Below are 9,089 nucleotides of genomic sequence, written 5' to 3'. Positions count from 1 at the left end.
CTCGGCCGGGGCCGCGGCATACAAGGCGTTCGCCGCCTCGACGGCGTCCGGCCGTGCGCCCGGATCGGCGGCGAGGCATCGATCCATGATCGCGGCGACGGCGGGATCCACGCCGGTGAGGGTCGCGGCCGACGGCCGCAGGTACGACGGCCCCGGCGCGCCCCCGGTGACCGCGAGCCAGGCGAGGGCGCCCACGGCATACACGTCGGAGGCCGGCGTCGGAGCGGACCCGGTGACGACCTCGGGTGCGACGAAACCCTCGGTGCCCCAGGCCTCGTCGCTGCGCTCCCCCACGACGTGCGCGAGGCCGAGGTCGGCGAGCGCGGGCCGGCCGGAGGCGTCGAAGAGGACGTTGCCCGGTGCCACGTCCCCGTGGACGATCCCCTGTGCGTGGAGGGAACCGAGTGCCGCGGCCACCGGGGAGAGGACGGTGACGACCTCGCCGTCGGTGAGCCGCCCCCGGGCGGCGACGACCTGTGCGAGCGAGCCGCCGTCGAACCGCTCCATGACGAGGGCGAGGCCCTCGGGGTCGCGCACCGGCACCGCGTCGACGAGCGCGACGAGGTGCTCCCCGCGGACGCCGCGCAGCACCCCGAGCTCGCGGACTCCGGCGTCGTGGACGCCGGCTGCGCCGGGCACGACCTTGATGGCGACCGGCCGGCCGTCGCCGATCCGCCGTGCCGCCCACACCGTCGCGCTGCTCCCTCGGCCGAGGAGCGCACCCATGGCGTACCCCGGGACCACCGGCGCCGTCGTCGCCTCCATGAGCCCACCGTGGCAGAACGGCCGCGACCCGTCGAAAAGTTATCCACAGGCGACCCGGCCGGGCGGTGGGCATACGGTGTCCGTATGCGCTTCGAGCACCTCGGCTTCGCCCCCGCCACCGTCGACTACCAGGAGGCCTGGGCGCGTCAGCGCGAGGTCCACGCCGCCGTCGTCGAGGGGACCGAGCCCGACACGACCCTCCTCCTCGAGCACACGGCCGTCTACACGGCGGGCAAGCGCACCGCGCCCCACGAGAGGCCGTTCGACGGGACCCCGGTCATCGACGTCGACCGCGGCGGCAAGATCACCTGGCACGGCCCCGGCCAGCTCGTCGGGTACCCCATCGTCCACCTGCCCTCCCCCGTCGACGTCGTCGCCTACGTCCGCCGGCTCGAGCAGATGATGATCGAGGTGTGCGCCGAGTTCGGGGTCGCCGCGACGCGGGTCCGGGGGCGCAGCGGGGCCTGGATCGCGGCCGACGACAGGGGACCCGAGCGCAAGATCGGGCAGATCGGCATCCGGGTGAGCCGCGACGTGACGATGCACGGCTTCGCCCTCAACTGCGACTGCGACCTGTCCTGGGCCGACCGGATCGTCCCCTGCGGCATCCCCGACGCCGGCGTCACGTCGCTGTCGCTCGAGGCCGGCCGCCCGGTCACCGTCCAGGACGTCCTCCCGTATGCCGAGAAGCACCTGAGCGATCTCCTCGGCTGACGCACGTGGCCATCGCCCACCTCGACCGCCGGACGGCGCAACCGCGGCGTTAGGGTGGACCGGTGACGATCGCACCGGAGGGACGGCGGCTGCTGCGCGTCGAGGCGCGCAACGCCGAGACCCCCATCGAGCGCAAGCCGGAGTGGATCCGCACGACGGCCCGGATGGGTCCGGAGTACACCGCGCTCCACGCCATGGTGAAGCGCGAGGGCCTGCACACCGTCTGCCAGGAGGCCGGCTGCCCCAACATCTTCGAGTGCTGGGAGGACAAGGAGGCGACCTTCCTCATCGGAGGGGACACGTGCACGAGGCGCTGCGACTTCTGTGACATCGCGACCGGCCGGCCCCAGCCGCTCGACCGCGACGAGCCGCGCCGCGTCGCCGAGTCGGTCCGCCGGATGGGACTGCGCTACTCGACGGTGACCGGCGTGGCGCGTGACGACCAGCCCGACGGCGCGGCCTGGCTCTACGCCGAGACGGTCCGGCAGATCCACGCCCTCAACCCCTCGACCGGCGTCGAGATCCTTCCTCCCGACTTCGGCGCCGTCCCCGAGCTCGTCGGCCAGGTCTTCGACGCCCGTCCCGAGGTGTTCGCCCACAACCTGGAGACGGTTCCCCGGATCTTCAAGCGGATCCGCCCGGCCTTCACCTACGACAAGTCCCTGCGCGTCCTCACGATGGCCCGCGACGCCGGCCTCGTGACCAAGTCGAACCTCATCCTCGGGATGGGCGAGGAGGACCACGAGATCGAGCAGGCGATCCGCGACCTCCACGACACCGGCTGCGACATCCTCACCATCACCCAGTACCTGCGACCCTCCCCGCGCCATCACCCGATCGACCGGTGGGTCAAGCCGCAGGAGTTCGTCCACTGGAGCGAGGTCGCCACCGAGACCGGCTTCAAGGGCGTCATGGCCGGCCCGCTCGTCCGGTCCTCCTACCGCGCCGGCCGACTCTGGGTCCAGGCCATGCGCACGTGGGGCCGCCCGATCCCCGAGCATCTCGCCCACCTCGCCGAGGCGGCCTCCGACCCCGCCCGGCAGGAGGCGTCGGCATTGCTCGCCCGGGACCGCGGCGCCGTATCCTAGGAAGTCGAGCCCGCCGCCCGGCATTCGTGACCGTCCGGCGGTGACACCGACACCTCCGAAAGGCGCGACGATCCCCGTGTCCGAGTCCACCGACAAGAAGCCCGGCCGCCTCGCCGCCGTCCGCGACGGCTACAAGGCCATCAAGAGCCTCGACCCCGCGGTCACGTGGTGGATGATCGGTGCCTTCCTCCTCACCGTCCTGGTCATCACCGGGATCGGGTTCGCCCTCGGCCACTGGATCTACGCGCTCATCGTGTCGATCCCCGCCGGCCTCCTCGCCGCGACGTTCATCCTCAACCGGCGCGGCAACAAGGCCATGTACGACAACCTCGAGGGTCGCCCGGGCGCCGTGGGAGCGGCTCTGCAGGGGATGGGCAAGCGCGGCTGGTATGCGAGCCCGGAGCCGGTCGCGATGGACGCCCAGCGTGGCACCAAGCCGACCGACCTGTCCGGCGCCGCGATGGTCTACCGCGCCCTCGGCCGCCCCGGGATCGTCCTGCTCGCCGAGGGCCCGCGGTCACGGGCCGAGGCGCTCCTGAAGGCGGAGGCCAAGAAGGTCGCGCGCGTCACCCCCGGCGTCCCCCTCCAGAGCTTCTACGTCGGCGACGACGAGGCGGCCGGCGACCTGTCGCTGCGGAAGGTGTCGAACAAGCTGACCCGGATGAAGCCGGTCCTCACCAAGGAGGAGACGGCGGTCGTCAACAAGCGGCTGCGGTCGCTCGGCGGGATGCGTCCCCCGATCCCTGCGGGGGTCGACCCGACGCGGGTACGCGTCGACCGCAAGGCCATGCGCGGCAAGTAGCCCCGCCGGTTCGCCGTCACCCCGTCCCCTTCCCCTTCCCCTTCCCCCTCCCCCTCCCCCTTCCCCTTCCCGGGCCGCCGCCCCGCAGCTTTATCGGGTGACCCCGGAACACTGAGCCTCACCCGACAAGCGTTGTCGGGTGAGGCTCAGTGTTGTCGGGTGACCCGATAACACTGCCGGGCGGACCCGACGAGGCCGAGGGCGGCGGCGATCCGACGAGCTTTATCGGGTGACCCGATAAAGCTCGATCGGGCGACCCCATAGAGCGAGCACGGTGGTTGACGGGAGCGAGAGACGCGATATAGCGTGTTTATCGGCAACGCGATATAGCGCGATACCCACCGCATAGTGCGATCCGCACCACCCCGGAGGAGGGGCCATGGCACAGACCTGGACGATCGACGGGCCGAGGGTCATCGACGTCGGCGACGACGGCGAGCACGTCGCGCGGCTCGAGGTGAGCCTCGTCGGCGGCGACCTCGACGTCGTGACCCACGGCGACTCGCCGACCGCTCGCGTCGAGGTGCACGCGGTCGAGGGGGCGCCGCTCCAGGTCGACTGGGACGGCACGCGGCTGCGGATCGTCCACCTGCCCGTCGGCAGCACCCTCGCCGAGCTGTGGGGCTCGCGCGGAGCGGCCGGGTTCTTCGGCTTCCTCGGCGCGAAGCTCTCCGGCATCGACAAGCACCGGGCTCGCCTGTCGATCTCGGTGCCCGTGGAGTGCGAGGTCCGGATCCGCACCGTCAGCGCGTCGGCGCTCGTCTCGGGCGTGGCGAACTCGGTGAGCGTCGGCACCGTGTCGGGCTCGATGAGCCTCGACGACCTGCGGGGAGCCGTCGACGTCAACACGGTGAGCGGCGAGGTCGAGTGCCGCGGCATCGAGGGGAACCTCAAGGTCAACGCGGTCTCCGGCGGCGTCACCGCGCAGTCGAGCGACCTGAGCTCGGTCCGGATCAACACGATCTCCGGCGACGTCGCCCTCGACCTGACGAACCCCGCGGCCGAGATCGCCTCCACGTCCGTGTCGGGGAACGTCACGGTGCGCGCGCCGTATGCCGGGTTCGACGTCAGCGCGACGAGCGCCTCCGGGCAGGTCGTGGCCGGCGGCCAGTCCTCCTCGGCCCGTGCGCACCGGGACCGCTCCAAGCACCTGCGGGAGGGAGACGGCGGGATGCGGATCCGGGCCACCGCCGTGAGCGGCGACGTCGTCCTCCTCAAGGGCACCGTCGCGGGGCGGGAGGGCTCGCGATGAGCCCCGTCTTCGCCCACGGCCAGCTGCGCCTCTACCTCCTCGCCCTCCTCGACGAGGGTCCCCGGCACGGGTACGAGGTCATCCAGGCCCTCGAGCAGCGGTTCAACGGGCTGTACTCCCCGAGCGCCGGCACCGTCTACCCCCGCCTGGCCAAGCTCGAGGAGGAGGGACTCGTCGAGCGCACCGACGAAGGGCGCAAGGCCGTGTACCGGATCACCGAGGCGGGGCGGGCCGAGGTGCACGACCGGCAGGCCGATCTCGTCGACCTCGAGTCCGACCTCGACCACTCCGTCCGGGAGCTGGCCGACGAGGTGCGCGCCCGGGTCCGCGACGAGGCGCGGGACCTCCGCAGCGAGCTGCGCGAGGCGGCCCGGGCCGCTCGGGCGAGCGCCGTCCCGGCGGGCGGTGCGGGCTACCAGCGGTACGACAAGGCCGACGCCCACGTCATCTCCGACGTCGAGCGGTCCGTCGCCGAGCTCCGCACCGAGGCGCGGCAGGCCTGGAAGCGCAAGACGCTGACGACGGCCCAGCTCATGGAGATCGCGAGCATCGTGACGGACGCGACGCAGCGGATCCGCGACGTCGTCCGCAGCTCGGCGGATCGGGCCTGATCCCGTGTGGGTCGCCTCCCGGGGGCTCGTCGTCCTCGCCCTGACCCACGGGGCGGCCCTCACGGCATACCGGCCGACGGGCCGACCGCGTGTCTCAGCGCCGCACGACGACCGTCCCCGCGGCCCGGTCGTGCAGCCCGCGGCCGTCCCGGTCCCAGATGATCGCGGGGATGAACAGGCAGAGCAGCACGGTCCGGACGAGGACCTGGACGGGGGACATCGTCGGGCGGCCGAGCGACCCGACCCGCAGCCCGAGCAGCCGGTGCCCGATCGTGGAGCCGGTGAACGCCACGAGGACGAGGTTCTCGACGGCGAAGACGGCGAGCGGCACGAACGCGTCGCCGCCGGTCGCGCCCCACGCGACGTGGAAGAGCCCGGTCGCGACGAGCATGCACAGGAGCCAGTCGACGACGACGGCCGCGAGGCGGCGCCCGACGCCACCCACCGATCCGGGCCCGTCCGCGGGGAGCCCGAACCGCTCCCCCGGGTAGGCGCTCGTCGTCACGACAGGCAGGGTATGCCGCGTGCCGGCGCCGCCTGCGGGCGGCCCGGCCGCCGGGTTCCGTCTCACACCCCGGCGTGACGCTCCCCCACCGACCCGGTGGGACGGCATACTCGGGCTGCCCACCCGGGTCCGCACCTCTCGACAAGGCGCGCGCCGTTACACCGGCGAAACATCAGGGTCATGGGGGCGTCATGCCCCCGGCCTACTGTCTCGCTCGACGCATCTGTCCGGCGGCGTGGCCGGCTCCGCGCGCCCACACACCCCTTCTGCAGGAGGTTTGGATTGTTCAGCAACGCTGAGGAAGCCCTGGCATTCATCACCGACGAGGACGTCAAGTTCGTCGACGTCCGGTTCTGCGACCTGCCCGGCGTCATGCAGCACTTCAACGTGCCCGCCGAGACCGTCGACATCGACTTCTTCACCAACGGCCAGATGTTCGACGGCTCCTCGATCCGTGGTTTCCAGGCCATCCACGAGTCGGACATGAAGCTCATCCCGGACCCGACGACGGCCTACCTCGACCCGTTCCGCGCCGAGAAGACCCTCATCATGAACTTCTCGATCGTCGACCCGTTCACGGGCGAGGACTACAGCCGCGACCCGCGCAACATCGCCGCCAAGGCCGAGGCATACCTGAAGTCGACCGGCATCGCCGACACGGCGTACTTCGGCGCCGAGGCGGAGTTCTACGTCTTCGACGACGTCCGCTTCGAGACGAAGCAGAACGCCGGCTACTACTTCATCGAGTCCGTCGAGGCGGCCTGGAACACCGGCCGCGACGAGCAGCCCAACCTCGGCTACAAGACGCGCTACAAGGGCGGCTACTTCCCCGTCCCGCCGGTCGACCACTTCGCCGACTTCCGCGACAAGGTCTGCCTCAACCTCAAGGACGTCGGCCTCGCCGTCGAGCGGAGCCACCACGAGGTGGGCACCGCGGGGCAGCAGGAGATCAACTACCGGTTCAACACGCTGCTCCTCGCCGGCGACGACGTCATGAAGTTCAAGTACGTCGTGAAGAACACCGCCTTCGCCTTCGGCAAGTCCGCGACCTTCATGCCCAAGCCGATCTTCGGCGACAACGGCTCCGGTATGCATACCCACCAGTCGCTCTGGAAGGACGGCGAGCCGCTGTTCTACGACGAGCGCGGCTACGGCGGCCTGTCGGACATCGCCCGGTGGTACATCGGTGGCCTGCTCAAGCACGCCCCCGCGGTCCTCGCCTTCACCAACCCGACGGTGAACTCCTACCACCGTCTCGTCCCCGGCTACGAGGCACCCGTCAACCTCGTCTACTCGGCGCGGAACCGCTCGGCGTGCGTCCGCATCCCGATCACCGGCGACAGCCCGAAGGCCAAGCGGATCGAGTTCCGCGTGCCCGACCCGTCGAGCAACCCCTACCTGTGCTTCGCCGCGCAGCTCATGGCCGGCCTCGACGGCATCCGGAACCGCATCGAGCCCCCGGAGCCGGTCGACAAGGACCTCTACGAGCTGCCGCCGGAGGAGCACGACGCGATCCCCCAGGTCCCGGGCTCCCTGCCGGAGGTCCTCGACGCGCTCGAGGCCGACCACGAGTTCCTCCTCGAGGGCGACGTCTTCACCGCCGACCTCATCGCGAGCTGGATCGACTACAAGCGCCTCAACGAGGTCGACCCGATCCGCTTCCGCCCGCACCCCCACGAGTTCGAGATGTACTACGACCTCTGAGCGGATCTGACCCAGGTCGGACGGAGAAGTTGCGCCCGGACGGAGGAATTCCTCCGTCCGGGCGCAACTTCTCCGTCCGAGTGTTGGGGATCACGGTATGCGGGAGCCGCCGTTGCGGTCGCCCCTCACCTCGACCGAACTCCCCCTCTACTTTCAACGTATAACGCATCGGGGGGCTTGCGGCAAGCCCCCCGTCGTGGCGCAGAATCGCGGGCCGAGGCCGCGCTCGGCGAGTGCCGGGCCGCGGTGGGCAGGCGTCGAACCGACGTCCGCCCACCGCGCCTCAGGACGGAGCCGATGCTGTGAACCCCATGACCACCAACGCATTCGACCTCCCCGAGCGACTCGCCCACAAGGCGGACCCAGCGCTCATCGCCGACGACGAGGCACACTTCGCCGCCATCGAGGGGGCCCTCGAGGAGTCGATCGCCGAGCTGTCCGGCCGGCTCGACGCCGTGCGCAGGACCGGAGGCGGCGCCCAGGACCTGCTCGAGCGAGACCTCGAGACCCACCGGCTGGCCGGCCGCCTGCGAACCCTGCGGCGGTTCGGGCTCGACCTGTGCCTCGGACGGATGGTCGGCGCCGAGGACCCGCAGCCCGTCTACGTCGGACGTCTCGGCCTCACCGACCGCGAGGGTCGCCGCGTCCTCGTCGACTGGCGGTCCCCGGTCGCCGAGCCGTTCTTCGGGGCGACCCACGCCAACCCGATGGGCCTGCGGAGCCGGCGCCGGTACCGCTGGACCCTCGGCCGGGTCACCGACTACTGGGACGAGGTGTTCACGGCCGAGGGCCTCGTCGACAACGCCGCGCTCGACGACCAGTCCGCGTTCATCGCCAGCCTCGGCGGCACGAGGTCGCCGCGGATGCGGGACGTCCTCGGCACCATCCAGGCCGACCAGGACGCCATCATCCGCGCCGGCTCGCGCGGCGCCCTCGTCGTCGACGGCGGGCCCGGCACGGGCAAGACGGTCGTCGCGCTCCACCGGACGGCGTACCTCCTCTACTCCGACCCTCGCCTGGGCCACCGTCGCGGCGGGGTGCTCTTCGTCGGGCCGTCCGAGCCCTACCTCGCCTACGTCGGCGACGTCCTCCCGAGTCTCGGCGAGGAGGGGGTTCGGACGTGCACGCTGCGCGAGCTGGTCCCCGAGGGTGTCTCGGCGCGAGCCGAGACCGATCCTCTGGTCGCCCGGCTGAAGTCGTCGTCCCGGTTGGCGACGGAGGCGATCGAGGCGGCGGTGACCTTCTACGAGGAGCAGCCGACGACGGGGATGGAGGTGGAGACGAGCTGGTCGGAGATCTGGCTCAGCACCCACGACTGGGCCGCTGCCTTCGACGCGGCGGAGCCGGGGACACCCCACAACGAGGCGCGCGAGCAGGTCTGGGACGCGCTCGTCGCGATGCTCCTCGACAAGGTGGACGACGAGGAGGTCTCGGCCGACCTGTTCCGCCGGTCCCTCGAGCGCAACGAGGAGCTCCAGGCGACCTTCAACCGGGCCTGGCCGGTCATCGAGGCGACCGATCTCGTCGCGGACCTCTGGTCGGTGCCGGCCTACCTGCGCAGGTGCGCACCATGGCTGAGCTCCGCCGACGTCACGGCGTTGCAGCGTGCGGACGCCCAGGCGTGGACCGTCGCGGACCTGCCGCTCCT

Annotated in this window: 9 protein-coding genes; 7 read left to right on the top strand and 2 right to left on the bottom strand. The window is 71.6% G+C overall.

Annotation, left to right across the window (positions count from 1 at the left end; genetic code table 11):
- The coding region (locus tag BN12_RS20060; protein ID WP_157635757.1) for a serine/threonine-protein kinase at positions 1-765 on the bottom strand (765 nt) is incomplete at its 3' end.
- Between the two features lie 84 nt (positions 766-849).
- Here BN12_RS20060 and lipB point away from each other — a divergent pair.
- From lipB to BN12_RS23495, 5 genes are all read left to right on the top strand, one after another.
- Positions 850-1,479, top strand: coding sequence for a lipoyl(octanoyl) transferase LipB (gene lipB / locus BN12_RS20055; protein ID WP_048555252.1), 630 nt, complete (start codon positions 850-852; stop codon positions 1,477-1,479).
- 62 nt (positions 1,480-1,541) lie between these two features.
- Positions 1,542-2,567, top strand: a complete 1,026-nt coding sequence (gene lipA, locus BN12_RS20050) for a lipoyl synthase (RefSeq protein ID WP_048555251.1) — start codon at positions 1,542-1,544, stop codon at positions 2,565-2,567.
- A gap of 76 nt (positions 2,568-2,643) precedes the next feature.
- Entirely contained in the window at positions 2,644-3,369 is a 726-nt protein-coding gene (locus BN12_RS20045) for a DUF4191 domain-containing protein (protein ID WP_083454796.1), read from the top strand.
- A gap of 379 nt (positions 3,370-3,748) precedes the next feature.
- Positions 3,749-4,621, top strand: a complete 873-nt coding sequence (locus BN12_RS20040) for a DUF4097 family beta strand repeat-containing protein (protein WP_048555249.1) — start codon at positions 3,749-3,751, stop codon at positions 4,619-4,621.
- On the top strand, positions 4,618-5,232 hold the full coding sequence (locus tag BN12_RS23495) for a PadR family transcriptional regulator (RefSeq protein ID WP_053080128.1): 615 nt from the start codon (positions 4,618-4,620) through the stop codon (positions 5,230-5,232). Before BN12_RS20040 ends, BN12_RS23495 begins: the two co-directional genes overlap by 4 nt.
- 94 nt (positions 5,233-5,326) lie before the next feature.
- Here the strand turns inward: BN12_RS23495 and BN12_RS20030 are convergent, their stop codons facing one another.
- Positions 5,327-5,737, bottom strand: coding sequence for an RDD family protein (locus tag BN12_RS20030; protein ID WP_235432474.1), 411 nt, complete (start codon positions 5,735-5,737; stop codon positions 5,327-5,329).
- Between the two features lie 282 nt (positions 5,738-6,019).
- On the opposite strand from BN12_RS20030, the gene glnA reads away from it, so the two are divergent.
- Both glnA and helR read left to right on the top strand, forming a co-directional pair.
- Positions 6,020-7,441, top strand: a complete 1,422-nt coding sequence (gene glnA / locus BN12_RS20025; RefSeq protein ID WP_048555247.1) for a type I glutamate--ammonia ligase — start codon at positions 6,020-6,022, stop codon at positions 7,439-7,441.
- Positions 7,442-7,752: 311 nt separating this feature from the next.
- The coding region (helR, locus tag BN12_RS20020) for an RNA polymerase recycling motor ATPase HelR (protein WP_268807021.1) at positions 7,753-9,089 on the top strand (1,337 nt) is incomplete at its 3' end.

Origin of the sequence: Nostocoides japonicum T1-X7 (assembly GCF_001046855.1) — a bacterium.
Lineage (GTDB): Bacteria > Actinomycetota > Actinomycetes > Actinomycetales > Dermatophilaceae > Nostocoides > Nostocoides japonicum.
The sequence above is the reverse complement of the archived record's forward strand: the minus strand, read 5'-3'. Positions and strand labels throughout refer to the sequence as shown.